Origin of the sequence: Agromyces chromiiresistens (genome assembly GCF_029167465.1) — a bacterium.
In the GTDB taxonomy this organism is placed as follows: Bacteria; Actinomycetota; Actinomycetes; order Actinomycetales; family Microbacteriaceae; genus Agromyces; species Agromyces chromiiresistens.
Genome location: NZ_JARFNL010000007.1, coordinates 73,134 through 97,261 on the forward strand (window position 1 = coordinate 73,134; position 24,128 = coordinate 97,261).

Below are 24,128 nucleotides of genomic sequence, written 5' to 3' on the forward strand. Positions count from 1 at the left end.
CGGGCACACCCGATACGCGCGTCACTCTGACGCGGACACTCTCATACCGCGGATGCGGTATTTCCGGATCCCCTGAGAAGGTGACGTCTGTGGGGTCTGGTCGCGCCACACTGGGAGGGTGACCAGAGATCCGGATCGCCCCGTGACGGTGGCGGAGGTGCCGGCTTCACCGCATCCGGCGATGCCGGCGTGGGCGGGGGATCTGATCGCCGCAGCGCTGATCGTCGCCGCCGCGTTCGCACCCTTCCCGGGTGATGAGTTCCAACCCGACAACTGGGCGGCGACGGTCTTGGTGATCCTGCCGGCGGTTGTGTTGCCATTCCGGCGTAGATGGCCACTCGCCGTGCTCATCGTGTGCCTCGTCTTGTACGGGACGGCGGCGTGGATCGGGCTGCTGTCGCCGGGCATTGGGCTGAGCGTGGCGATCGCGATGTTTGGAGTAGCGAACCGGTCCACCCGACGAGCCACGGTCCTCATCGGGGGGCTCACCGTGCTGGTGGTGTTCGTGTTGAGCATTCCGGCCGCCCCCGGGAGTGTCTTTGACCCGCGGGTGTTCCAGTTCGTGTTCGCGGTCGCGTTCGCCTCCGCCGCTGGAGACGGTGCCCGGTCACGTCGGGCATATATTGCGGCGATCACGGAGCGCGCCGAACGCGCCGAACAGACCCGGGATGCAGAGGCCCGCCGCCGCGTCACCGAGGAGCGGCTGCGCCTGGCCCGTGATCTGCATGACGCGGTCGCCCACCAGATCGCAGTCATCAGCCTGAACGCGGGAGTCGCTTCTTCCGCGCTGCGAGATGACCCCGCCCGGGCGGCAACGGCGCTCGGCACGATCCGCGGAGCCGCTCGGACCGTTCTCGGCGAGATCGGTAGTCTGCTCACTATGCTCCGTGCCGACGACCCGGCCGATGGCGTCCCGGCTCCTCAATACGGGCTCGAGCAGCTTCCCGACCTCCTAGACCAGTTCCGCAGCACCGGCCTGGAGGTGAACACTCGCATCGACGGAGCGACCACGCACGTCACTGGTGTTGTGGGACTTGTGGCGTATCGGGTGATTCAGGAAGCACTCACGAACGCCCACAAGCACGGCACCGAGCACCGTGCCCACCTGCTGTTGGAGGTTGGACCGGACAACCTGCGGATCGTGGTTACCAACCCCGCCGGCGACCAGCCCAGCGCCCCCTTGACCGGTACTGGAGTAGGGCTGATCGGGTTGCGGGAACGAGTCGCGTCGGTGCGCGGAACCGTTGAGGCCGGTCCCATACTCGGCGGCTGGAAGATCAGCGCTACTCTGCCGCTGAAGAAGGAGGACGCGACGTGATCGATGTGCTGATCGTCGATGACCAAGCCCTGATCCGGCAGGCCGTCACCGACATTCTCACGGGCCAAGACGGCATCACCGTCACCGGGCAGGCAGTGAACGGCGTCGATGCCGTCGACCAGGCCGCCCGGCTGCGGCCCGACGTGATCGTGATGGATATCCGGATGCCCGGCATGGACGGCATCGCCGCGACTGCCCAGATCTGCGCGAACCCCGACCTAGCCGACACCCGGGTGCTGATTCTCACCACGTTCGAGGAAGATGAGTACCTCGTCGCGGCGCTGCGCGCCGGCGCGAGCGGGTTCATCGGCAAAGGGTCAGAGCCCGACGACATCGTCCGGGCGGTTCTCGCCGTGCACGCGGGCGACGCGTTGCTGTCGCCGACCGCTACCCGTTCCCTGATCACGCGGTACGTGAATGTTCCAGCGCAGCCCAACCTTGAAACCATCCCAGAGCTGGCCGAACTGACCGATCGGGAACGCGAGGTGCTGCTGCTGGTCGCTCGGGGCCGGTCCAACCTCGAGATCGCGGAGGAGCTCTTCATCTCCCCGCACACTGCGAAGACTCATGTGAACCGAGTGATGACCAAGCTTCACGCTCATGATCGCGCCCAGTTGGTGATTATCGGTTACGAGACCGGTCTACTGACCCCGGGTGGATAGATACCCGCATACTGCGAACGCAGTACGTCAAGATGCCGCACCTGGGGGACGTGCACCCGAGAGCTCCGTCAGAGCATAGACGGGTGACTCACTCTTCCCGACCCGACGCGAACACTGTTGACCAGGCCGGCGGTTCCCGCCACATCCTCCCGATCTTCGCCGGCTTGCTGGTCGCGATGCTGCTGGCCTCCCTGGACCAGACCATCTTCTCTACCGCACTGCCGACCATCGTGGGTGAGCTCGGTGGAGTGAACCACATGCTGTGGGTGACCACCGCCTACTTAGTGGCGTCGACGATCATGATGCCGATCTACGGCAAACTGGGCGACCTCATCGGGCGTAAGGGCCTATTCATCGGGGCGCTATCGATCTTCCTGGTCGGGTCGATCGTTGGAGGCTTTGCCCAGGACATGACCTGGCTGATCATCGCCCGCGCGATCCAGGGCCTTGGCGGTGGCGGACTCATGATCCTCTCGCAGGCGATCATCGCCGACGTCGCTCCCGTCCGAGAGCGCTCCAAGTACATGGGCATCATGGGTGCCGTCTTCGGACTGTCCGCCGTTGTCGGCCCGCTCCTCGGCGGCTGGTTCACCGAGTCCGTCGGCTGGCGGTGGGCGTTCTGGATCAACATCCCCCTCGGCATCGCCGCCATCGCTCTCGCCGCATTCTTCCTGAAACTCCCTAAGCACGACTCCAAAGTCCGGTTCGATGTGTGGGGGGTGCTCACCATGGCCATCGCGGTCACCTCGATCATCCTCGTAGCGTCGTGGGGCGGCACCGAGTACGAGTGGAACTCTCCGATCATCATCTGGCTGATCGTGATCGCGACCGTGTTCTCGGCACTGTTCGTCCTCGCCGAGTACAAGGCCGAGGAACCGATCATTCCGCTCTCTCTGTTCAAGTCGCGCAACTTCGTTCTCGCCACCATCGCTGGTCTCTTCATCGGGATCGCCATGTTCGGGGCGATTGCCTACCTGCCCACCTACCTGCAGATGGTTACCGGGGTGAACGCAACGGTGTCCGGGTTGATGCTGATCCCGATGATTGTCGGTCTCATGGCCGGGGCGATCACCACCGGGCAGCTCGCGGCGAAGACCGGCCGGTACAAGTGGATGCCGATCGGCAGCATGGTCGGCCTCGGCATCGGGTTGTGGCTCCTCTCCACACTCACCGTCGACACACCGCTCTGGGTGCTGATGAGCTACCTGTTCGTCCTCGGACTCGGCGTCGGCCTGGGCATGCAGATCCTCGTCCTAATCGTCCAGAACTCCTTCCCAGACCGGCAGGTCGGAACCGCCACCGCCGCGAACAACTTCTTCCGCGAAATCGGCGCATCCCTCGGCGGCGCGATCGTCGGTGCCCTCTTCACCGCGAACCTGACGAACCTGCTCACCGAGAACATGCCTGCCGGCGGTGGCGATGCCGGAGACCTCAACTCCCTCACCCCCGCGGCCGTACGCGATCTCCCCGACCAGATCAGGGAGGTCATCGTCGGCTCCTACAACGACGCCCTCACCCCGGTGTTCGCCACGCTCATCCCGATGGTTCTCGTTGGCCTCGTGCTCGTGCTCTTCATCAAGGAAGTTCCGCTGCGCGCCTCACTCGATGAAGACGCTGACGCACACCCTGTGCGCGAAGCCGTCACCGGCGGGTTGGCCGCACCCGGCCTCGTCAGCGTCGACACCGATGCGCTCCACACCGGACCTACCGACGCAGGCAGCACGTCAAGGACAGGTCAGACCGGTACGGGCGACAAACGCGAATGACCCGGTCGATCGCGGTCTGTGGGATCCGGCTAAGCAGATTGCCTAGCCGGCGTCACTCGCTCCCTTTGAGGGATCCCCTGCGGGGCGCGGCGCAGATTTCGGTGTGTGTAGGAACTTGCCATCTTCCGTGGAATCCCACCCGCTCAGGCCCGGACAAATACCGTGGATTCTGCGCCTCGGCGACATCTTCGCGCGGAACCTACAGCCGGTTCTCGCGCAACCTGTCGTCGCGGCGTTGCCGGCCGCATCGACAATGGCAGCCCGATCCGACTCGCACGCCCGCAGATCGGCGTGCCGGCCGACCTTGTCGAACATCGCAGTCGTCGGCAGACTGGCACCACGACGCGAGGAGTCTGCCATGGCCGATCAGGACGTCCCGAGCGGAGGCACGCCAGCCATCTTCCGCGAGCGATGGCGAGTCTCGGATCGGCGGGCCGCCGCACGGGCCGAGACGTGTGGCGGGTGAGACGGGAGTGACGACGTCGCACGTGATCAAGCCGCTCACTCCCGAGACCTTCCCGGCGTGGTTGGCGCTCGCGCAGAAGCACAACGGGGTCTGGGGCGGGTGCTACTGCTCGTATTTCCACGGCGACACGGAGCGCACCGTCAAGGACGATTACGACCGGCCGACGTTCAAGCAGCGACTCGTGGCGGAGGGCGTCGCGCACGCCGCGCTCGTCTTCGACGGCGACGACGCGATCGCCTGGTGCGAGTACGGCAGTCCGGTCGAACTGCCGAACATCTACCACCGCAAGCAGTACGACGCCGGCGAGACCACGCCGGCGCCGTGGCGCATCACCTGCTTCTTCGTCGACCGCGACCATCGACGGTCGGGAGTGGCACGAGAAGCGCTCGACGGCGCGCTCGAGCTGATCGCCCAGGCCGGCGGGGGCGAGGTGGTCTCGTTCCCCAACGAGCTCGCCCCCGGCAAGCGGACGTCGTCGTCGTTCCTCCACAACGGCACGAGGGCCATGTTCGAGAAGGCGGGATTCACGTTCGAGCGGCACATCGGCAAGAGCAAGACCGTCATGCGCAAGACGGTCGCACCGGCCCACGGCTGACGCCGGGCTCGCCCGGTCGGTTCGCCGAGTGGCGGTCTCAGCCGGCGGCCTTGCGGATGTGCTCGGTGATGCGCCGTTCCGTCTCGGGGGTGAGCGCGAGCAGCGCGAACGAGGTCACCCAGATGTCGCCGTCGTCGAGCTGGGCGGCCTCCTCGAAACCGAGCGTCGCGTAGCGCGACTCGAACTTGGACGCGGGCTTGAAGAAGACCACGATCTTGCCGTTCGCGTCGGCGTAGGACGGGAACCCGTACCAGGTCTTGGGGAACAGCTGCGGCGCGACATCCTTCACGATGCGGTCGATGCCCTCGGCGATCGCGCGGTCGTCATCGGGCAGCGCGGCGATCGCTTCGCGGATCGCCTTCTCGCCCGCCTCCCGCGTCTTGCCGGCCTTCGCTTCGGCCCGCAGCTCTGCCGCGCGCTGCTTGACGGCGGCGCGTTCGTCGGCGGAGAGTCCGTCGGTCTTTGTCGTAGCCATGGGTTGCTCCTTCTCGATGTCTTCCGGTCAAATTCGATCTGCCTTCACGGTACGGAATCGAGCACCGCGGCGCTTCTCGAATCCTGATCGAGCTGGCCCGATCGCCCGACAGCGCACGAAGCCGTGCAGGAAGCGCCCGAAACGCAGCGCCGGACATACGGAAGGAGGAGGGGAACGGGCGCCGATGAGGAATACCGCCGACAATGGTCTCAGCACGGTCCGGCGAAGGCGCGATGCACGCATCAGGGAGAGCGACGAGATGAGACCCCTTCGATACTCGATCAACGTGACTCTCGACGGCTGCTGCCATCACGAGGCAGGGCTCCCTCCCGACGAGGAGTCGATGCGCTACTGGACCGAGGAGATGGAACGGGCCGACGCCCTGCTCTTCGGACGGGTGACCTACGAGATGATGGAGGCGGCGTGGCGGCGGCCCGCCACGGGCACGTGGCCCGACTGGATGGACGAGTGGGAGATCCCGTTCGCCGAGACCATCGACCGGGCGAAGAAGCACGTCGTGTCGAGCACGCTGAGCGGCGTCGACTGGAACGCTGAACTCGTGCGAGGCGACGTGGGGCGAGCGGTTCAGCGGCTCAAGCAGGAGCCGGGCGAGGGCCTGTTCGTGGGTGGCGTGACGCTCCCCCTGGCGCTGGCGGACCTCGGCTTGATCGACGAGTACGTGTTCGTCGTGCAGCCGGTCCTCGCCGGGCACGGGCCGACGTTGCTCGCCGGCCTGCGCGAACGCATCCGGCTCGAGCTCGTCGATCGCCACGAGTTCCGGTCGGGCGTGGTCGCCATGCGATACCGGCCCGCGCGAGTCACGGCGTGACGACCCCGATCCGAGAGCGCGGAGAACCTCGGCGCGCGGTCGCGGTCGCGGTCCGAGGCGATGGCCTCAGTCGAGCTCGCGCAGCGGTGACGTCAGCGCTCCGCCGGCATCGCCGGTGTTGACCGTGCCGTGCGGCTCGAAGAGCACGGCGTGCACCTCGGCGTCGGCGCGCGGGCAGTGTTCGACCCCCTTCGGCACGACGAACACGTCGTCGGGGCCGAGCACGACGTCGCGGTCGCGCAATTGGATCGTGAGCTCACCGCTCAGCACCATGAAGAGCTCATCGGTCTCGGGGTGGCTGTGCCACACGAACTCGCCGAGGAGCTTCACGACCTTCACGTCGTAGTCGTTGACGCTCGTCAGCCGGTGCGGCTGCCACGGCTCGGGCACGGCGGCGAGGGCCGCCCTGAGGTTGCGCACTTCATCGCTCACTCCAACGAGCCTACGACGGCGACAGGGATGTCGCGGAGACATCCCTGTCGTTGAACGAGGCCCTGCGGCAGGATGGCCGCATGGCACTCCAGTTCACCTCGATCGTCGAACCGCACGAGAAGATGCGCGGGCTCGAGGTGCCGCCAGAGGTGGTCGACGGGCTCGGAGGCGGCAAGCGACCGCGTGTCGTGGTCACGATCAACGGTCACACGTGGCGAACCCGTCTCGCGATCATGCTCGGACGCAACCTCATCGGCTTCAGCAACGCGAACCGGGCGGCGACCGGGGCCGAGGTCGGCGACGAGGTCACCATCGGCCTCGCGCTCGACGACGAGCCGATCACCGTCGACGAGCCGCCGGAGCTCACCGCGGCGCTCGATGCCGACCCGACCGCTCGAGCCGCGTTCGACGCTCTCACCGTGAGCCGGCGTCGTCAGCAGGCGCGGGTGATCGGCCAGGCGAAGGGGGCCGACACCCGGTCGCGCCGCGTCGAGAAGCTCCTCGCGCAGCTGCGCGATTCCGCGACCGACTGACCCGTCCGCCCGCCCCGCGTGTATGAGGGCTCCACGCACTGACGCGGTCACCGCGGCCGGCGGTCGACGGCGACACCGACGGCAACCGGGCGCTCGATGCTCACGGCACGTGGCGGCCCGGCTCGCCGTAGCGCGCCAGGAAGAGCGCGACGGCTCTCGCCGAGGCATCCGCCGCCGGCTCGGCCTCGACGCCGAGCAGAGCGGCGTTCAGCGGGGCGCCGACGACGAGCCACGTGAACTCCTCGGCAGCCGCCCGGGGGGCGTCGGCCTTCAGCGCGCCCGCTCGACGCAAGTCGTCGAAGGTGTCCGCGAGGTCGGAGACGTTGCGCTGCCAGCTCTCCTCGAAGTAGATGGCCGCGACCTCGGGCTGCGTCTTCGCCTCGTTGATGACCAGTCGTCGCATGGCGACGACGTCGGGCGAGAGGATGGCGCGCAGGAGCGTTTCACCGAGCTCGACGAGCCCGTGCTCGACATCGGGCGCCTGCGCGAGCCGGTCGAGCGCCGGCCGCATCGCGCCGCGACCCGAGGCCGCCCAGTCGGAGACCACCGCGCGGTAGAGCGCCGACTTCGATGGATGCTCCCGATACAACGAGCTCTTCGAGATTCGCGCACGCGCGGCCACCTCGTCCATCGTCGCGGCGGAGTAGCCGCGCTCGAGGAAGACGGCCCGCGCCTCGGCGAGCAGTGCCGAGCCGGTGAGCCCGGGCGGACGCCCGCGAGCAGAAGTGGGAACCGACATGGTTCCAGTTTAGTACTTGACAGGACTAAAACGAGGCGCGTACCGTACTGAGTACTCACCAGTACTGAAAGGGGACCGCATGGCACTCCTCGGCGTCGCCCTCGCCACGGTCGTCTCGTTCATCGCAAGCGCGGTGCTCTACGCGATTCCGCCGGTCTCCCGGCTCATCGGCGCGCGGAGCACCCCTCGCCCAGGCATCCCGGTCGTCGTCCAGATGCTGCTCGTCGTCCTCCGCAGCCTCGTCATGTCCCTGCTCGTGCTCGGCCTGATGCTCGCCGGCGGTTGGCACGGAGCGGCGGCCGGCGCGGTGCTCGGACTGGCGTTGGCCTCACTGCCGGCGGTCCTCCTGCTGGGGTCGGTCGTGCACGAGAACACGCCGATCCCCGTCGCGCTCGTCCACTTCACCGACTGGCTGCTCAAGCTCGTCATCATCGGCGCCCTCGTCGGCGCCTTCACCTGATCGGAGCAACGACATGACCGACACGAGCGGACCGCTCGACATCACCTTCACCTCGACCCTCGGCAAGGTGCGCGAGGGTGACACCTGGACCTGTGCCCAGCTGCCCGACTCGGCGACGATCTTCGACACCCGCGGCCTCGTCAAGGTCGAGGGCACGATCGACGGCGAGCCGTTCCGCGGCGCGTTCATGGCGCTCGGCGACGGCACCCACAAGCTGCCGGTCTCCGCGGCCGTCCGCAAGCGCATCGGCAAGACCGACGGCGACTCGGTCACCGTCCACCTCACCCGCCGTCTCAGCTGAGCGCGGCGGGGCGCGGCGCCCGCGACGGTGCGCCGCCGGCCGCGCCGACGCGATGGTAGGAATGGCAGGTGCCGATCCTGCCGAAAGAACGTGATCCGCGGCTCATCACGATCCGTCGTGGCGGAACCCTGAGCGACGACGACCACCACCTGCTCGCGGAGTGGGCGATCGCGTGCGCCGAGCACGTGCTGCCCCTCTTCGAGGACGCGCAGCCCGACGACCCGCGGCCGCGCGAGGTGCTCGAGGTCGCACGCGGGTGGGTGCGCGGCGAGGTGCCGATGCGCGAGGCGCATCATGCGGCGTTCCACGCGAACGCCGCGGGCCGAGGCCGACCCGATCCCGTGAAGTTCGCTGCGCTGTCGGTCGGGCAGGCGGTCGCGGTGGCGCACGTCGCCGAGCACGAGCTCGGGGCGGCGGCGTATGCGATCCGTGCGGCCACGGCCGCGGCACCCGTTGACGACGGGGATGCCTCGGAGCGGGCGCGGCTCGCCGAGCGCGACTGGCAGCGCGACCGGCTGCCGCCGGCCATCCGCGATCTCGTGCTCGACGATCAGCGGCGCCGCAGCGCGATCTGCTGGAACGTCTTCGATGAGTGAACGGCTCGGCCGGGCGTACTTCGGGGTGCAGGCGGTCGCAGGACTGGCGTGGTGGCTCGCGGTGTTCACGGTGCCCGTCGTGCGGGGCGCCACGCTCGGCGGGCTCGACCCCATGGTCGTCGCCGTGCTCGACCTCCCGCTGTTCGTCGGGGCCTCGGCGGTCGCTGCGTGCGGCGTGCGCGCGGCGGCGTTCGTCGCGACAGGGTGGACATTGATCGTCACCGCGGGTCTCACGGTGTACGCGACGCTCAGCACCGAGGCGGGCTGGGGTGTCCTGCTCATGGGCGCGGCGTCCGTGGCATCCGTGGTGGCTCTCTGCCTGATGGTGCTGGGACGCGTGCCGACCGAGTGGATGCTCGTCGGGCCGTTCCGATTCCGCCGGGCGGACGAGTCGGCGAAGACGGTCGCACACCTCGCGGCGACCGCCGTGCAGATCGTGGTCTTCTGGGGGCTGCTGCTCGGAGTCGTGCCGGCGGTGATCGCCTGGCTCGAAGTGCGGTGGGGGCTGGCCGTGCCCACGCCCGGCTGGCTGCTGCCGTTCGGTGCCTTCGTGTTCGCGCTCGCGAGCGGCCTCGGCATCTGGTCGGCGGTCGCGATGGCGACCCGCGGCGCCGGCACTCCGCTGCCCGCGGCGACCGCGAACCGGCTCGTGATCACCGGGCCGTATCGCTTCGTGCGCAACCCGATGGCGTTGGCGGGCATCACGCAGGGGGTCGCGGTCGGTCTCATGCTCGGCGCGTGGCTGGTCGTCGCCTACGCGGTCGCGGGCGGGCTGTTCTGGAACTTCGTCGTGCGCCCGCTCGAGGAGGCCGAGATGGAAGCGAGAATCGGCGATGAGTTCCGCCGGTACCGCGCGGCGGTGCGGTGCTGGGTGCCGCGGTTCTCGGGGACGCCACTCGAAGTCTCCCGCACCTGACGTCGACCGCACCGAGTTCGATCCGCTCGTTCCCGGGAGGCTGTGACCCGCGCACCTGGCCGTGCGATTCGCGTGTCGTGATCTCCCGACCCGGGCCACCCGCATCGAATCGGTTCGATAGGCTCCTTGGCAACGCAAACATCTGAAGCCCCCGCAGAGACCCGCCGAGAGCCCCATGACCACCTCCCTCACCACCGGCGCCCCCTGGCGCGTCATCCTCGTCTTCGCGACGCCGTTGCTCATCGGCAACGTCGTGCAGCAGCTCTACCAGGTCGCCGACGCGATCGTCGTCGGGCGCTACCTCGGCATCGACTCGTTGGCCGCGGTCGGTGCGACGGGGTCGCTGCTCTTCCTGCTGCTCGGATTCGCCTGGGGGTTGACCTCGGGATTCGCCATCCCGACGGCGCAGGCCTTCGGCGCCGGTGACTCCGCCGCGGTGCGCAGCTCGGTGGCGACGGGCACGATGCTCACCGCCGCGATGAGCGCGTGCCTCACGATCGCCGCCCCGTTCCTCGCCGAACCGACGCTGCGCCTGCTGCAGACCCCCGAGGAGCTGCTCGCCGAGGCGACCGTGTTCACGCAGGTCAGCTTCCTCGGGGCTGCCGCGGTCATGTTCTTCAACTACCTCTCCGCTGTGATCCGGGCGCTCGGCGACTCGCGCACGCCGCTCGTGTTCCTCACGATCGCGTGCGTGCTGAACGTGGGCCTCGTCGTCGTCATGGTCGGCCCGCTCGGCTGGGGCGTGGCGGGAGCGGCGTGGGCGACGGTCGTCGCGCAGGCCGTCTCGGTCGCCCTCTGCCTCCTCTACGTGCGCCGCCGCCTGCCCGTGCTGCACCTGCGCCGCTCCGACTGGAGGGTGTCGCGCGTCGAGCTGCGCGAGCACCTGCGCATCGGCATGGCCATGGGCGTGCAGACCTCGATCATCGCGATCGGCACGCTCACCGTGCAGGTGGCGCTCAACGAGCTCGGCGCCGACGCGGTCGCCGCGTTCACGCTGGGATCGCGGGTCGAGTCGATCGCGGTCGCGCTGCTCTCGTCGTTGGGCCTCGCAGCTTCGATGTTCGCCGCGCAGAACCTCGGCGGCAAGCGCCCCGACCGCGTTCGTCGCGGCGTCGTGCAGGCGACCTGGATGTCGATCGGGGCAGCCGTGGCGATCGGGGCCCTGCTGATCATGTTCGGCGAGCAACTCGTGCGGTTCTTCGTCGGCGAGGGGTCGAACGACGTGGTGGACGCCGCCGCGCTCATGCTCTCCATCGACGGCTTCACCTACTCGCTGCTCGGCGTGCTGTTCATCCTGCGAGGAGTGCTGCAGGGGCTCGGCTACACCGTCGTGCCGACGGTGACCGGGGTGATCGAGCTCGTGATGCGCGTCGCGGCCGCGGTCGTGCTGGGGTCGATATTCGGCTTCGTCGGCGTCGTGCTGAGCAACCCGCTCGCGTGGCTGGGCTCGGTCGCGCTGCTCATTCCCGCCTATGTCCGCGAGCATCGTCGTCTGGGGCGGCTGCCGGTCGAGCCGCTCGCGGCCACTCCGACCACGCCGGTCGCGGTCATCGGGCCCGTGGACGGGTCGATGACCGTCGACGCCGTCGTGACCGGATCGGTGCCGGTCCATCGGCCCGCCGAGGACGATCAGGATCCCGACCTCGCGTCGAACGTCGAGACCCGCTGACCAGCGCAATCGCGTTCCGGACCTCGCGGTGGGTCTAGCCGCGCGCGGGCAACGCGCGTACCGTCGAGCGCATGACGAAGCTCATCGAGAACCTGGCGGATTCGGTGCCCAGGTGGGGCGCGAAGGTGGCGTACGGCGAGAAGTCGACGATCGACGGGCGCGAGTTCGTTCCGGTCGCGCTCGTGGCCTTCGGGTTCGGCGGGGGTGAGGGCTCCGGCGACATGCCGGAGACCGAGAAGACCCCGGCCGGTCGGGGTGAGGGCAGCGGTGGCGGTGGCGGTGGCTACGCCGTGCCGATCGGGGCGTACATCGGCGGACCGGATGGACTGCGATTCCGCCCCAACACGATCGCCCTCGCGGTGGTCGCGGTGCCGCTCGTGTCGGCGGTCGGCGCCGCCCTGGCGATGATCATCGGCGCGAGCCGGTTCGCCCGCTCCCGCTGACCGCAAGCCCGAACGGAAGCCCGACCACCCGCCGCGACCCGGTTCCTCCACTGAGGTGACGAACGTCGCCGAGCCCGACCGCATCGGTCGCCCGGCGCTGATCGCCACCCGGCTTGTGCTGCGTCGCGTCGCGATCTACCATTGCCTCGCGCGATAAACGAATAGCACGTTCGAATATCGAACAACGCGAGGCATCCATCTCTCGAAACCGCCGGGTGCCTCGTCACGACGACGTGAGGAGCCCACCGTGCAGTTCCACCACCACGGCTACGTGTCCGGCGACCCCCGGGTGCTCCCGGCCGCAGGGGTCGGCATCGACCGCCCCGAGGAGCTGCCCGACGAGATCGACGTGCTCATCGTCGGCTCGGGGCCAGCGGGCATGCTGCTGTCGGCGCAGCTCTCGCAGTACCCCGACGTCGTCACGCGCATCATCGAGCGCCGAGATGGCCGGCTCGTGCTGGGCCAGGCCGACGGCATCCAGCCGCGCAGCGTCGAGACGTTCCAGGCGTTCGGCTTCGCCGAGCGCATCATCGCCGAGGCGTACAACATCGGCTACATGAACTTCTGGGGCCCCGACCCCGCCGACCCGCAGAACATCATCCGCACCTCGCGCACCGAGGACTACGGCTACAAGATCAGCGAGTTCCCGCACCTCATCGTGAACCAGGCGCGCGTGCTCGACTACTTCGCCGAGGCCGCCGCCCACGGGCCCGGCCGCATCGTGCCCGACTACGGCATCGAGTTCACGGGCCTCACCGTGCACGAGGAAGGCAGCGAAGGCGCGGCGTCGGGCTACCCCGTCGAGGTGCGCGTGCGCTACACCGCGGGCGAGCGCGCCGGCGAGGAGCGCACCGTGCGCGCGAAGTACGTCGCGGGCTGCGACGGCGCGCGCAGCGGCGTGCGCGAGGCGATCGGCCGCAAGCACATCGGCGCCATGGCGTCGCACGCGTGGGGCGTCATGGACGTCGTCGTGAACACCGACTTCCCGGACTGGCGCACGAAGTGCGCGATCAACTCGGAGGCGGGCAACATCCTGCACATCCCTCGCGAGGGCGGGTACCTCAGCCGCATGTACATCGACCTGGGGGCCGTGGCCGAGGATGACGACCACGAGGTGCGCAAGACGCCGATCGAGGCCATCATCGCGAAGGCCAACGACATCCTGCACCCGTATACGCTCGACGTGCGCCAGGTCGCGTGGTTCAGCGTCTACGAGGTCGGCCACCGGGTGACCGACCACTTCGACGACCGGGCGAACGACGACGAGGATGCCTCGCCGCGGGTGTTCCTCACCGGAGACGCCTGCCACACCCACAGCGCGAAGGCCGGCCAGGGCATGAACGTCTCGATGCAGGACGGCTTCAACCTGGGCTGGAAGCTCGGTTCGGTCGTCTCGGGGCTCGCGCCGGCGTCGCTGCTCTCGACCTACTCGGCCGAACGGCAGCCCGTCGCGCAGCAGCTCATCGACTTCGACCGCGAGTGGTCGTCGCTCATGGCGCGCAAGCCCGAGGAGATCTCCGACCCGCAGGAGCTCGCGACGTTCTACCTCGGCACGGCCGAGTTCCCGTCGGGGTTCATGACGCAGTACGGGCCCTCGATGATCACGGGCGACGCCGCGCACCAGGAGCTCGCGACCGGGTTCCCGATCGGCAAGCGGTTCAAGTCGTCGCAGGTGTCGTTCGTGTGCGACGGCAACGTCGTGCACCTCGGCCACCACGCCAAGGCCGACGGCCGCTGGCGCGTCTACGCCTTCGCCGACGCGCCGGCCGCGGGCGAGGCATCCGCCCTCACCGACTGGGCCGAGTGGATGGCGACCACACCAGAGTCACCGGTGTCGCGGTTCACGCCGGCGGGTGCCGACGTCGACGCGGTGTTCGACGTCAAGGCGATCTACCAGCAGCGGCACGACGAGCTCGACATCACCCGGGCGCCCGAGGCGTTCCGGCCGAAGACCGGTCCGCTCGCGCTGATGGACTGGGAGAAGGTCTTCGCCGCCGGACCGAGCGTCTGGTGCCCGACCGACATCTTCGAGGAGCGCGGCATCTCGCGCGACGGTGCGGTCGTCGTCGTGCGCCCCGACGGGTACGTCGCGCACGTGCTGCCGCTCACGGCGACGGCCGAGCTGGGCGAGTTCTTCGCGGGGCAGATGCTCGAGCGCTGAACCCGGGCCCGTCGAAGGTGCACTCGTGGCCCGGATGCGGGCGGCGAGTGCACTCTCGGGGCGCGGAGGGCCGAGTCGTCAGGCGCCCGAGGCGCGCCGCAGGTTCGCCGAGGCGACGAGCAGCCGCTCGGCGAGCTCGGCCTCGGGCCGGGGGAACGACACGTGGATGACGGCGATCGCCGCCGGCGGCTGCCCGGGCAGGTTGAGCGGCACGGCGACCGATCGCAGCGACGGCACCACCTCGTCGTGGCTCACGGTGTACCCGCGGGCACGGCTCTCGGCGATCTCGGCGCGCAGGGCCTCGGGCACGTCGTCGGGCCAGCGCGACTCCGGCAAGCCCATGAGGATCGCCTTGCCGGGGCCTCCGCGCGTGATCGGGTGCCGGTGCCCCGGCCGGTACGACACGGCGGCCGTCCGGCGCGGCGACGCGCTCACGAGCGTCACGGCCTCGTCGCCGTCGAGCAGCACGGCGAGCAGGCACGTCATGCCGAGTTCTTCGGCGACCTCCGCGAGCTCGGGCAGGGCGAGCTGCTGCAGGTCGCGCTGCACCCCGGCGGCCAGTGCGGCCAGCCCGGCCCCGAGCACGATGCGCCCCCCGGCGTCGCGCGAGGCGAGCCCGTGGTGCTCGAGCGTACGCAGCAGGCGGTAGGCGACCGAGCGGTGCACGCCCAGTTCGGCGGCCACCTCGTCGATCGAGAGCGCGCGGTCGGCATCGGCCAGGATCTCGAGGATCCGGATGCCACGGCTGAGGGTCTGCGACCCCGCCTGCGCCGCCTTCATGTCTGCCGCCATGCGTCCGATACTAGAACGACCTGCTCGATCATCGGACGATGGCGCCGACGACCCCTCGGGTGCGAGACTGACGTCGATGACCGAACACGGTGACGAGTCCCCGTCGAGCGGGCAGCCGGCGGCCGGCGACCCGCTCGGCATGGGCGACGACGAGGCGATCACGGGCGAACTCCTCAAGGAGCCGGGCCTCGCCGACGAATTGATCCGGCAGAACACGCTCATGTACGGCGGGTTGATCGGCCTCGGCGTCGTGATCGTCCAGCCGTACATCGGGAGCGACGACCTTCCCCCGCTCGGGCTCGTGACGGTCATCTCGTTCGCGTTGGCCATTCCGCTGCTCGCGATGCTCATGCTGCTCGGCAGCCAGGAGGCGTACCGCCACCGCGTGAGCCGCGCGCGCAGCGTCGGCTTCGCCCGGGGGGTCGCGATGGCGGCCGCGTGCGTCGGCACGGTGGCGGCGTTCTGGCAGATCAGCTGGATCGCGGGCGTGGTCATCCTCGTCAGCGGGGCCGTCGCCATCGGCGTCCAGAGCGCCGGGTACGTCAAGCTCGAGCCCGAGATGATGCGCAAGGCCGAGACGCTCTCGCTCGGGCGCGTCGCGGCCCGGCGGGCGGCCCGGAAGGGCCGCCGACCCGACGTGGAGCGGTGAACGAGCCGGTCGCTCAGTCGATGCCGAACTCGGCGGCCCGTCGGGCGATCTCGCGCCGGCTCGAGAGTCCGAGCTTCGCGAGGATCGCCGAGACATGATGGTCGGCCGTCTTCGGCGAGATGTAGAGGCTCGTCGCGAGCTCGGCGTTCGTCAGCCCCTTCGCGACGAGGCGGGCGACGTCGAGCTGGCGGTTCGTGAGGCCCGAGGGGTTCGACCGGGTGCTCGCCCTGCGCTGCGCGGGCAGCCCCTCGATGCCTCGATCGGCGAGCAGGGTGCGGGCGCGTGCCGCCGAGGCATCCAGGCCCATCTCCTCGAGCCGGATCAGGGCGCCGATCGCCGCCTCCCGGTCGGTGCCGTGCAGCTCGGCGAGCGACGCCTCGAACGGCGAACCGAGTGCGAGCCAGGCCGCGGCCGCCTCCGCGTGGCGACCGGCGAGTTCGAGCCGGTGCGGCTCGGCGATGCGGGCGAGCCCGCTCGCATCGGCATCGACGGCCCGGCCGACGCGGGCGAGCCAGACCATGAGCTCTCCGATCGCCCACTGCATGCCCGGCAGTGAGGCGGCGGCGCCGAGGTGGGCCGGCGCCTCGTCGAGCCGCGCATCGGCGCCGCCGCTCATCCACCGGCGTTCGGCGATCGCGGCGAGGGCGCCGAGGATCATGAGCGACTCCCCCAGCTCGAGCGCCAGTTCCCATGCGGTGTCGAGGTGCTCGGAGACCGTCGCGTCGTCACCGCTCGTTCGCAGCTCGACGAGCCCGAGCACGAGGTTCGGCCACACCGAGGCGAGCGGCGCACTGCCTTCGTCGAGGATGTTCGAGGCATCCTCGGCGGACGCGGCCCAGTGTCCGCGAAGCAAGTGGAGCCGTGCCCGCATGCCCGTCTGCCACTGGTAGCAGATCGGGATGTCGCGTTCGACGGTCAGCGGGATCGAACGGGCGAGCACGGCCTCGGCCTCGCGGAAGCGGCGCGACTCGATGTCGATCGCAGCCAGATTCGAGAACGCCGTCGTGCCGACCTCGTCGAGCGAGCGGTCGAGTGCCTGCGCGGCACGCAGCAGCAGCCGGGGACGGCCGGACGGCTCGCCCTCGACGAGAGCGGCGGCCGCCTCGGTGATGGCGAAGCGGATCGCGGCGGGGTCGTCGTGCGGGCCGGCCGGCGCGTCGTCATCGTGCTCGGCCTCGAGCAGGATGGCGCGGGCAGCGGCGAGGTCGTGGCGCCGGTAGGCGAGATAGGCGAGCGTGGCACGCGCCGACGGCCCGTTCGGCGTGCCGTCGCTCGCCGCGACCGCGAGCTCGGCATGGTGCTCGGCGGCGGCACGCCGCGCCGAGTAGTACTCGACCACGGCGCGCCGGTCGTGCGCGGCTGCCGCGCCCTCGCGGTCGCCGAGCTGCTCGCGGAGCCGCAGCGCCGCATCGATCGACGCGATCGACTCGGGCAATCGGGACACCATGTACTGCTCCGTGCTGAGGAGCTCGAGCATCTCGGCGCGCTCGCGGCGGTGAGTGCGCTCGTCGCCCAGGTGTGCGAGTGCGAGCTCGAGGAAGGCGACCGCCTCCGAGTGCGACCCGGTGCGCGTCGCGACGTCGGCGGCGAGGGCCGCGTATCGCCGGGTGCGGGCGTCGTCGCCGGCCGCCTCCGCGTGGTGCGTCAGCACCGCGTAGTCGTTCGAGCCGAGCGCCTCGAGGGCCGTGAGCAGCCGTCGGTGCAGCAGGCTCGCGCCGCCCGGTCCGGCCGAGTCGAGCACTGCGAGCCGGGCGAGTTCGTGGCGGAACGCGATGCCGCGCCGGGCTCGCACGATGAGCCCGGTCGCCTCGAGGCGACGCAACTGCGGCAGGCCGATGCCGAGTCCGGGCAACAGGCGGTCGTCGAGCGCGTCGGGTGCCGAGGCGATGAGCTGCAGGGTCTCCAGGTCGTCACCGTCGAGCGCGGTGGTACTCGCGAGCACCGCGTCGCGGATCGTCGACGGCAGCCGCTGGTCGGGATGTCGCGCGATCTCGCCGACGTAGAAGGGATTGCCGCCCGTGAGCTCGTGCGCGCGGCCCGGGTCGACCCCGGTACCGGCGAGCACGGCTGCGACCGACGCGACCGACAGCGGCTGCATCGTGATCGACGACGCCGTCTCGAGTCGAGCGACGTCGCCGAGGAGCGGGAGCAGCGGATGCCCGACACCGATGACGGTGTCGCGGTAGCTCACGATGAGCAGCACCGGCAGCGCGTCGATGCGGCGCACGAGGTAGCGCAGCATCTCGACCGAGGCGGCGTCGATCCACTGCGCGTCCTCGATGACGAGTACCGTCGCGCGGTCGGCGACCGCCGCGACGAACGCGCCTTCGCCGTCGAGCGGGGATGTCGCGCCACCGCCCGGTGCGACATTCGAGCCGCCGGGCCGCGAAATCGCATCGAGCTCGCCCAGCGCGTCGGCGATGGGGCCGAGCGGCCGGGGCGTGGTCAGCGGATCGCAGAGGCCGCGGAGCAGGCGCGGCCCCGAGGCCGGTGCACTGCCGAACGCGGCGCGGATGAGGCTCGTCTTGCCGGCGCCGGCATCACCGGTCACCGTGACGACGCGGCCGCCCTCTTCGATGCGTCGCGCCCCGTCGCGGAGCGTCGCGAGCTCGGGCTCGCGCTCGAACAGCCCCATGACAGCAGCGTACGTGTCATGGGGCCGGTTCGGGTGGGCGGTTTCGAGCATGCCGGCGGCCGGGGAGCCGACTCGCTCAGAGCAGCCGGCCGCCGACGGCGCCGCGCTGCGAGTCCGCGCGAAGCCGGGCGGCGATCCGTCGGTTCTCGAGGGCGAGCGCAACCGTCTCATGGCTGAGCGGGTCGCGTGGTCGGCGTCGCCGGGCGAACGCGCCGACGACGGCGAACGCATGTGCGAGGTGCGCCGTCAAGCGGCCCCTCAACGCGTCGACGTGCTCGGCCGCCGCGGCGCTCGACGCGAACACCACGGTCGTTGCGGTGTCCATGGCCATCACGCCATCTCGGCGGCCGTGTGCGGGCCGAACTCGGCGACGACCTCCGAGACGAGGTTCGCGGGGAACCCGCCCCGTCGGGCGTGCTCCCGCACCGTCTCGGCGTCGTCGGTGCGGTGCACGCAGTACAGCTTGTCGCCGGCGACGTAGGTGGTGACCCAGTCGTACTCGACGCCGAGCGAGTCGACGGCGGCGTTCGAGACCGTCGAGATCTCTGCGAGTTCGGCGTGGCTCAGGCGAGCCGCGCCGGGCACTTCGCGTTCGATGATGAATGTCTTCATGGTTCCGTTCCTTCGAGTGCGTCCGGCGGCTGCCGGACGAATCAATGGTCCGGTCGTCGGGCGTTGCGGGGCATCGGGAGAACCTCCCCATGTTCGGCCGAGGTGCACTCCCCGCGACGAGTCCCGTGCGCGAGCGCGCCGACGACGCGGTCGAGTAGCGGGTCGAACTTCCGCCCGGTGAAAGAAGTGCAGATCCTTCGAGGCGAATCGGGCGGAAAACCTTCGTCACCGCCGTTCGCGCGTCTACGCTGATGCCGAGCCTCGCTGCGACGGTCACAGGCACGCAACGATTCCGCATAACGGAACGTAACTTTCACATCAAGGAAGTTCTGTGACCATACAGTGGGTGCTCGGCATGCAGCACCGTCGCCGCAGCGGGGTCCTCCCGTCCCGCGTCGACGGTGACGCACGCTGAGGCGGTCGCACCCGGTGACCGTCTCGACGAGGCAGACGAGAAGGAGCACCGCATGACGCGCATCGGGGTCGTCACCGAGCAACCGCCCGAGACCAGGGTCGCCGCGACGCCGGCGACCGTGAAGCAGTTGATCTCGCTCGGCTACGAGGTGATCGTCGAGGCCGGTGCGGGCGCCGCCTCCGCGTTCCCCGACGAGGCCTACGTCGACGCCGGTGCGACGATCGTCGGCACCGCCGAGGCGCTCGCCGCCGGCGTCGTGCTCAAGGTCAACGCGCCGACGGAGGCCGAGATCGCCGGCCTGCAGCCCGGTGCGACGGTCGTCGGCCTGCTGGCCCCGGCGTTCAAGCCCGAACTCCTCGAGGCGCTGGCCGGACGCGGCGTCACCGCGCTCGCCATGGACGCGGTGCCGCGCATCTCGCGCGCCCAGTCGATGGACGTGCTGAGCTCGATGGCGAACATCGCCGGCTATCGCGCCGTCGTCGAGGCCGCGCACGAGTTCGGCCGATTCTTCACGGGCCAGGTCACCGCCGCCGGCAAGGTCCCGCCGGCGAAGGTGCTCGTCGCGGGTGCCGGCGTCGCGGGGCTCGCGGCGATCGGGGCCGCCTCCAGCCTCGGCGCCATCGTGCGCGCGACCGACCCGCGCCCCGAGGTCGCCGACCAGGTCAAGTCGATCGGCGGCGAGTACCTCAAGGTCGAGGTCGAGGTCGAGCAGTCGACCGACGGCTACGCCAAGGCGACGAGCGAGGCCTACGACCGCCGCGCCGCGGAGATCTACTCCGAGCAGGCGGCCGACGTCGACATCGTCATCACGACGGCGCTCATCCCCGGACGCGCGGCCCCGCGGCTCATCACCGCGGCCGACGTCGCGAGCATGAAGTCGGGCAGCGTCATCGTCGACATGGCGGCCGGAATGGGCGGCAACGTCGAGGGCTCGGTGGCGGGCGAGCGCATCGTCACGCCGAACGGCGTCGTCATCCTCGGCTACACCGACCTCGCATCGCGCCTGCCCACGCAGGCCTCGCAGCTCTACGGCACCAACGTCGTCAACCTGATGAAGCTCATCACCCCGGGCAAGGACGGCGAGCCGTCGCTCGACTTCGACGACATCGTGCAGCGCTCGGTGACGGTCGCGAAGGACGGCGCGGTCACCTGGCCGCCGCCGCCCGTGCAGGTCTCGGCCGCGCCCGCCGCGGCATCGCCGAAGCCGGATGCCTCGGCCGAGGCATCCGCGACGCAGAAGCAGCCCATGTCGGCCGGCAGGAAGGTCGCGCTCATCGCGGTCGGCGTCGCCGCGCTGTTCCTCGTCAACGCGGTCGCTCCCCCGCCGCTGCCGCAGCACTTCACGGTGCTCGTGCTCGCGATCGTCGTCGGCTTCTACGTCATCGGCAAGGTGGCGCACGCGCTGCACACGCCGCTCATGAGCGTGACGAACGCCATCTCGGGCATCATCGTCGTCGGCGCGATGGTGCAGATCACGAGCGACCAGCCCGTCGTGCAGATCCTCGCGGCGGTCGCCGTGCTGCTCGCGAGCATCAACATCTTCGGCGGTTTCGCCGTGACCCGACGCATGCTGGCGATGTTCGCGAAGGGTGCCGCGCCCGCCGCCGCGCCGACCGCGCCTTCCGCTGCGCCGACGGCCCCTGCCGCCGCCCGCGCCGCCGCCAAGGCCGAGACTGGAGCCGACCGTGCCTGAGACCACGACCCTGCTGACCCCGGCGTCGATCGCCGGAGCCGCCTACATCGTCGCGGCGCTGCTGTTCATCATGAGCCTCGCGGGGCTCAGCCGGCACGAGACCTCCCGAGCCGGGGTCGGCTACGGCATCGCCGGCATGGCGATCGCGCTCGTCGCGACCGTATGGGTGACGTTCGCGGGAGCGTGGGGAACACCCGCGGTGACGACCGGGCTCATCCTGCTCGTCGTCGCGGTGATCGTCGGCGCGGCGATCGGCCTGTGGCGAGCCCGCGTGGTCGCGATGACGGGCATGCCCGAGCTCATCGCCCTGCTGCACAGCTTCGTCGGCCTCGCAGCCGTGCTCGTCGGCTGGAACGGGGCGCTCGATGAAACCGGCATGACCGGCGCGCTCCTCGACATCCACCACGCCGAGGTCTTCATCGGCGTCTTCATCGGCGCCGTCACGTTCACCGGGTCGATCGTCGCGTTCCTCAAGCTCTCGGCCCGCATGAAGTCGGCGCCGCTCATGCTGCCCGGCAAGAACGCGCTCAACCTCGGCGCACTCGTCGCCTTCGTCGTGCTCACCGTCTGGTACGTCGTCACGCCCGAGCTGTGGCTGCTCGTCGTCGTGACGCTGCTCGCGCTCGCGCTCGGCTGGCACCTCGTCGCCTCGATCGGCGGCGGCGACATGCCGGTCGTCATCTCGATGCTGAACAGCTACTCGGGCTGGGCGGCGGCCGCTGCGGGCTTCCTGCTCAACAACGACCTGCTCATCGTCACCGGTGCGCTCGTCGGCTCGTCGGGTGCCTACCTCTCGTACATCATGTGCAAGGCGATGAACCGGTCGTTCATCTCCGTCATCGCGGGCGGCTTCGGCATCGCCGCGCCGTCGTCGAGCGGCGAGGTCGAGGGCGAGACGCACGAGGTCGACGCCGAGGCCGTCGCCGCACTGCTGAGCGACGCCTCGACCGTCATCATCACCCCCGGCTACGGCATGGCCGTCGCCCAGGCGCAGTACCCCGTGGCCGAGCTCACGAGCCGGCTGCGCGAGCGTGGCGTCGAGGTGCGGTTCGGGATCCACCCGGTCGCCGGTCGCCTGCCCGGGCACATGAACGTGCTGCTCGCCGAGGCGAAGGTGCCGTACGACATCGTCGAGGAGATGGACGAGATCAACGACGACCTCGCGGCGACCGATGTCGTGCTCGTCATCGGCGCCAACGACACGGTCAACCCTGCCGCCGCCGAAGACCCGGGCAGCCCGATCGCGGGCATGCCGGTGCTGCGGGTGTGGGAGGCGAAGAACGTCGTCGTGTTCAAGCGCTCGATGTCGGCCGGCTACGCCGGCGTCGCCAACCCGCTGTTCTACCGCGACAACGCGCAGATGCTGTTCGGTGACGCGAAGCAGCGCGTGGAGGACATCCTGCGGGCGCTGTAGGCGTGAGCGAACGGATGCCCCGTGCCGCACGTCGGCGCGGGGCATCCTTCGTCTCAGGCCGGGTTCACCGCCGGTCGTCGTCCGGGCTGACGACCGTGAGCGGTCCCTCATCGGCGGTCGGCGGCTCGAAAGCGTCGAAATACGCGCCGGCCAGCGCCTCGTCGAGCGGGAAATCGTCGGCGTGCTCTGCACCGCGCGCCAGCACGCGTCGCACGACGACGTCGCGAGGTGCCGCCACGTACACGGTCTCCGGCTCGATTCCCTCGCTTCGCACGAGCGCCCGGTACCGATCGCGGTCCTGGCGCGACCAGAACGAGAAGTCGAGCACGACGTCACGTCCCTGCTCGATCGCGCGCTGAAGTCGGGACTGCAGTTCGGACTCGATCTCGGCGTGCACGTCGGGCGCGAGCGGCATGCTGCGGATGCCTCGTCGCCATGCCTCGACGTCGAACGAGAGTCGGACCATGCCTTCGGACTCGAACCGCCGGGCGATCGTGGACTTGCCGGAGCCCGCCGGGCCGCACATGAAGAGGACCCGGCTCATGCGTCGAGCCTATTGGGGCGGCCATGTCTGCGATCGCCCCGGGCACGCGCTCAGCCGCGCCCACGTAGGATGGATCGGTACTCCCCTCCGATGTGAAAGAGGTCGCCGTGGCCACCGCCCGCGATGCAGTTCCGGAGCGCCCCCACTACTGGGTCGTCCCGGTCGTGCGCGGACTTCTCGCGATCGTTCCCGCCGCCGTCATCACCTTCTCGCAGGACCACTCGGCCGACCTCGGCCTCGTCGTCTTCGGGGTGTGGGCGGTCGTCTCCGGTCTCGTCGTCGGGGCGCTGAGCCTGCGCCTGCTCGGCGGCCGAGGCATCCGCTCGCTGTTCGCCATCACCGCCGTCGTCACCGTCGCCGCCGGCCTGCTCGCGCTCGCGGTGCCGGGCGGGCTGCCCTTCCTGCTCTACCTCGTGAGCGTGTGGGCGGCCGTCACCGGCTTCGTCGAGCTCTACGCGGGGCTGCGCTCGCGCGGTCGCTCGGCGGTCGCGCGCGACTGGATCGCGGTCGGAGCGTTCACGGCACTGCTCGCGCTCGTGTTCCTGCTCCTTCCGCCCGACGCCGTCACCGCGGTGGGCCTGCTCGGCGGCTACCTCGTGATCGTGGGCGTCTTCCTCGTGATCGGCGGCCTCTCGTTGAAGTGGGCCGCGAACCAGACCGCCGACGGGGCACCCGCGGCAGGAACGGAGCCGCAGTCGTGAGCCAGACGCCCGGGCAGTTCGAACCGAGTCGGCGCGATCGCCTGCGCCCGGCCGAGTACGTCGGCGGCGCCGCGATCGCCGCGATCTTCGTCGGCGTCATCGCCCTCCTCACGACCCGCGACTGGACCATCGCGCTCATCGGAGCGGGCGGCGCGTTCATCGTCGTGCTCGTCGTGCTCGCGCTGCTGCAGATGGCGATCAAGCCGAACGCCGACGAGCAGGCAGAGCTCGGCGGCGACGACCCCGCCGACGGCGGACCGACGGGGCGGACGCACTAGTACAGCGGCACTCCGCGCACCGATCGGGTGGAGC

Annotated in this window: 26 protein-coding genes; 18 read left to right on the forward strand and 8 right to left on the reverse strand. The window is 70.1% G+C overall.

Annotated elements, in window-relative coordinates; genetic code table 11:
• Positions 1-118: 118 nt before the first annotated feature.
• The 4 genes from PX701_RS17320 (at position 119) to PX701_RS17335 (ending at position 4,807) form a co-directional block, all read left to right on the forward strand.
• Positions 119-1,318 carry a sensor histidine kinase gene (locus PX701_RS17320; RefSeq protein WP_231429266.1) on the forward strand — a complete coding sequence of 400 codons (1,200 nt, stop codon included), beginning with the start codon at positions 119-121 and terminating at the stop codon, positions 1,316-1,318.
• The gene (locus PX701_RS17325; protein WP_231429267.1) at positions 1,315-1,980 is read left to right on the forward strand and encodes a response regulator transcription factor; all 666 of its coding nucleotides are present in this window, start codon (positions 1,315-1,317) and stop codon (positions 1,978-1,980) included. The genes PX701_RS17320 and PX701_RS17325 overlap by 4 nt, the downstream gene beginning before the upstream one ends.
• Positions 1,981-2,063: 83 nt before the next feature.
• Entirely contained in the window at positions 2,064-3,746 is a 1,683-nt protein-coding gene (locus PX701_RS17330; protein WP_275506994.1) for an MDR family MFS transporter, read from the forward strand.
• Positions 3,747-4,219: 473 nt separating this feature from the next.
• On the forward strand, positions 4,220-4,807 hold the full coding sequence (locus PX701_RS17335; protein WP_231429275.1) for a GNAT family N-acetyltransferase: 588 nt from the start codon (positions 4,220-4,222) through the stop codon (positions 4,805-4,807).
• A gap of 37 nt (positions 4,808-4,844) precedes the next feature.
• On the opposite strand, the gene PX701_RS17340 is transcribed toward PX701_RS17335, so the two are convergent.
• On the reverse strand, positions 4,845-5,282 hold the full coding sequence (locus PX701_RS17340; RefSeq protein ID WP_231429276.1) for a hypothetical protein: 438 nt from the start codon (positions 5,280-5,282) through the stop codon (positions 4,845-4,847).
• 259 nt (positions 5,283-5,541) lie between these two features.
• Between PX701_RS17340 and PX701_RS17345 the strand changes: the two genes are divergently transcribed.
• Positions 5,542-6,111: a dihydrofolate reductase family protein gene (locus PX701_RS17345; protein WP_231429277.1), complete on the forward strand. Its 570-nt coding sequence runs from the start codon at positions 5,542-5,544 to the stop codon at positions 6,109-6,111.
• Positions 6,112-6,177: 66 nt separating this feature from the next.
• On the opposite strand, the gene PX701_RS17350 is transcribed toward PX701_RS17345, so the two are convergent.
• Positions 6,178-6,543 carry a cupin domain-containing protein gene (locus PX701_RS17350; RefSeq protein ID WP_275506995.1) on the reverse strand — a complete coding sequence of 122 codons (366 nt, stop codon included), beginning with the start codon at positions 6,541-6,543 and terminating at the stop codon, positions 6,178-6,180.
• An 80-nt stretch (positions 6,544-6,623) separates the two neighbouring features.
• On the opposite strand from PX701_RS17350, the gene PX701_RS17355 reads away from it, so the two are divergent.
• On the forward strand, positions 6,624-7,076 hold the full coding sequence (locus tag PX701_RS17355) for a YdeI/OmpD-associated family protein (protein ID WP_275506996.1): 453 nt from the start codon (positions 6,624-6,626) through the stop codon (positions 7,074-7,076).
• 100 nt (positions 7,077-7,176) lie between these two features.
• Here PX701_RS17355 and PX701_RS17360 read toward each other — a convergent pair whose 3' ends face one another.
• The gene (locus PX701_RS17360; protein ID WP_275506997.1) at positions 7,177-7,815 is read right to left on the reverse strand and encodes a TetR/AcrR family transcriptional regulator; all 639 of its coding nucleotides are present in this window, start codon (positions 7,813-7,815) and stop codon (positions 7,177-7,179) included.
• A 79-nt stretch (positions 7,816-7,894) separates the two neighbouring features.
• Between PX701_RS17360 and PX701_RS17365 the strand changes: the two genes are divergently transcribed.
• The 7 genes from PX701_RS17365 to PX701_RS17395 all read left to right on the forward strand — a co-directional run bounded on the left by PX701_RS17365 (position 7,895) and on the right by PX701_RS17395 (position 14,361).
• Positions 7,895-8,275 carry a DUF1761 family protein gene (locus PX701_RS17365; RefSeq protein WP_231429281.1) on the forward strand — a complete coding sequence of 127 codons (381 nt, stop codon included), beginning with the start codon at positions 7,895-7,897 and terminating at the stop codon, positions 8,273-8,275.
• A gap of 13 nt (positions 8,276-8,288) precedes the next feature.
• Positions 8,289-8,576, forward strand: a complete 288-nt coding sequence (locus PX701_RS17370) for a DUF1905 domain-containing protein (protein WP_231429282.1) — start codon at positions 8,289-8,291, stop codon at positions 8,574-8,576.
• 68 nt (positions 8,577-8,644) lie between these two features.
• Entirely contained in the window at positions 8,645-9,172 is a 528-nt protein-coding gene (locus PX701_RS17375; protein WP_231429283.1) for a putative immunity protein, read from the forward strand.
• On the forward strand, positions 9,165-10,088 hold the full coding sequence (locus PX701_RS17380) for a methyltransferase family protein (protein ID WP_231429284.1): 924 nt from the start codon (positions 9,165-9,167) through the stop codon (positions 10,086-10,088). The genes PX701_RS17375 and PX701_RS17380 overlap by 8 nt, the downstream gene beginning before the upstream one ends.
• Before the next feature lie 175 nt (positions 10,089-10,263).
• On the forward strand, positions 10,264-11,757 hold the full coding sequence (locus tag PX701_RS17385) for an MATE family efflux transporter (protein ID WP_275506998.1): 1,494 nt from the start codon (positions 10,264-10,266) through the stop codon (positions 11,755-11,757).
• A 71-nt stretch (positions 11,758-11,828) separates the two neighbouring features.
• Positions 11,829-12,200, forward strand: a complete 372-nt coding sequence (locus tag PX701_RS17390) for a hypothetical protein (RefSeq protein WP_231429286.1) — start codon at positions 11,829-11,831, stop codon at positions 12,198-12,200.
• 247 nt (positions 12,201-12,447) lie between these two features.
• Complete coding sequence (locus tag PX701_RS17395; RefSeq protein ID WP_275506999.1) at positions 12,448-14,361, forward strand: FAD-binding monooxygenase; 1,914 nt, start codon at positions 12,448-12,450, stop codon at positions 14,359-14,361.
• 78 nt (positions 14,362-14,439) lie between these two features.
• Here PX701_RS17395 and PX701_RS17400 read toward each other — a convergent pair whose 3' ends face one another.
• Positions 14,440-15,153 (reverse strand): IclR family transcriptional regulator, encoded by a 714-nt coding sequence (locus PX701_RS17400; RefSeq protein ID WP_275507000.1) that lies wholly within the window; start codon positions 15,151-15,153, stop codon positions 14,440-14,442.
• Between the two features lie 76 nt (positions 15,154-15,229).
• Between PX701_RS17400 and PX701_RS17405 the strand changes: the two genes are divergently transcribed.
• Complete coding sequence (locus tag PX701_RS17405; RefSeq protein WP_231429289.1) at positions 15,230-15,802, forward strand: hypothetical protein; 573 nt, start codon at positions 15,230-15,232, stop codon at positions 15,800-15,802.
• Between the two features lie 13 nt (positions 15,803-15,815).
• On the opposite strand, the gene PX701_RS17410 is transcribed toward PX701_RS17405, so the two are convergent.
• The 3 genes from PX701_RS17410 to PX701_RS17420 all read right to left on the reverse strand — a co-directional run bounded on the left by PX701_RS17410 (position 15,816) and on the right by PX701_RS17420 (position 19,049).
• Positions 15,816-18,437 carry an ATP-binding protein gene (locus PX701_RS17410; RefSeq protein ID WP_275507001.1) on the reverse strand — a complete coding sequence of 874 codons (2,622 nt, stop codon included), beginning with the start codon at positions 18,435-18,437 and terminating at the stop codon, positions 15,816-15,818.
• A gap of 76 nt (positions 18,438-18,513) precedes the next feature.
• Entirely contained in the window at positions 18,514-18,762 is a 249-nt protein-coding gene (locus tag PX701_RS17415) for a hypothetical protein (protein WP_231429291.1), read from the reverse strand.
• 5 nt (positions 18,763-18,767) lie between these two features.
• Positions 18,768-19,049, reverse strand: a complete 282-nt coding sequence (locus tag PX701_RS17420) for a DUF4242 domain-containing protein (protein ID WP_231429292.1) — start codon at positions 19,047-19,049, stop codon at positions 18,768-18,770.
• A 467-nt stretch (positions 19,050-19,516) separates the two neighbouring features.
• Between PX701_RS17420 and PX701_RS17425 the strand changes: the two genes are divergently transcribed.
• Together PX701_RS17425 and pntB are read left to right on the forward strand one after the other, a co-directional pair.
• Complete coding sequence (locus PX701_RS17425; protein ID WP_275507002.1) at positions 19,517-21,157, forward strand: Re/Si-specific NAD(P)(+) transhydrogenase subunit alpha; 1,641 nt, start codon at positions 19,517-19,519, stop codon at positions 21,155-21,157.
• Entirely contained in the window at positions 21,150-22,571 is a 1,422-nt protein-coding gene (gene pntB, locus PX701_RS17430) for a Re/Si-specific NAD(P)(+) transhydrogenase subunit beta (RefSeq protein WP_275507003.1), read from the forward strand. Before PX701_RS17425 ends, pntB begins: the two co-directional genes overlap by 8 nt.
• Positions 22,572-22,635: 64 nt before the next feature.
• On the opposite strand, the gene PX701_RS17435 is transcribed toward pntB, so the two are convergent.
• On the reverse strand, positions 22,636-23,115 hold the full coding sequence (locus PX701_RS17435) for a P-loop nucleotide/nucleoside kinase family protein (protein WP_231429294.1): 480 nt from the start codon (positions 23,113-23,115) through the stop codon (positions 22,636-22,638).
• A gap of 107 nt (positions 23,116-23,222) precedes the next feature.
• Between PX701_RS17435 and PX701_RS17440 the strand changes: the two genes are divergently transcribed.
• Entirely contained in the window at positions 23,223-23,816 is a 594-nt protein-coding gene (locus PX701_RS17440) for a hypothetical protein (RefSeq protein WP_231429295.1), read from the forward strand.
• Positions 23,813-24,094 (forward strand): hypothetical protein, encoded by a 282-nt coding sequence (locus PX701_RS17445; RefSeq protein WP_275507004.1) that lies wholly within the window; start codon positions 23,813-23,815, stop codon positions 24,092-24,094. Before PX701_RS17440 ends, PX701_RS17445 begins: the two co-directional genes overlap by 4 nt.
• Positions 24,095-24,128: the final 34 nt, after the last annotated feature.